This window comes from Protofrankia sp. CiP1_Cm_nod4 (assembly GCF_982290645.1).
This window is the reverse complement of record NZ_CEVIVC010000070.1, coordinates 4373-4939: the sequence shown is the minus strand read 5'-3', so window position 1 is coordinate 4939 and position 567 is coordinate 4373. Positions and strand designations below refer to the sequence as shown.

2 protein-coding genes are annotated in these 567 nt (G+C 66.7%); both read right to left on the bottom strand.

Translation table 11 applies throughout. From position 1 onward, the window contains the following. Positions 1-213: hypothetical protein (locus AC5LSR_RS14420; RefSeq protein ID WP_493468558.1), on the bottom strand; the 213-nt coding region annotated here is incomplete at its 3' end. Then, positions 203-567: type IV toxin-antitoxin system AbiEi family antitoxin (locus AC5LSR_RS14415; RefSeq protein ID WP_493468557.1), on the bottom strand; the 365-nt coding region annotated here is incomplete at its 5' end. The genes AC5LSR_RS14415 and AC5LSR_RS14420, both read right to left, overlap by 11 nt.

Below are 567 nucleotides of genomic sequence, written 5' to 3'. Positions count from 1 at the left end.
ACACGATGCCGCCGTACTCGATGCCGCCGCGGCGATCGCCACCGATGAGGCGATCAGCCAACCGAGCCTCCCGCCAGCGGCCTCCGCACCGAGCTTGCCCTCCGTCTGGGCTATCCATTTGTTCAGCACAGTTGTCGAGACCGGCCGGGTGGTCTTCGGCGTGAGGGTTCGAAGCAGCGCGGCGAGCCGCGACTCAGCATGCTTATTGGTCATGGCGTGCCTCCAACGCCGCGGTCAGCTCGTCGCGCTCGACGGTGGTGATGCGGCCCTGTGCGTGCCCGTTCACGATCGCCTGCCGCAGCAGATGGCTCGAAGTGCCGAAGGCGGTGCACTGGGTGATCGCAGTGGCCGGAGTGACCGTGGGAATCTCCTGCCACCAGGCGATCCGCTCTGGTGTCAGATCCTCATGATGGATCATGTAGCCTTCGCCACCTGCCCGGCGCAGGCGACGCTGCTTGCTGACGGTGACGTGGAGGCGGTTCGGGTTGACGTCGCTGACGCCGTAGGCATCCAGTGCGGTCTCGTGGCTCAGGCACGCTTCCGGTGCGCGCGTCCACAGCACCGCAA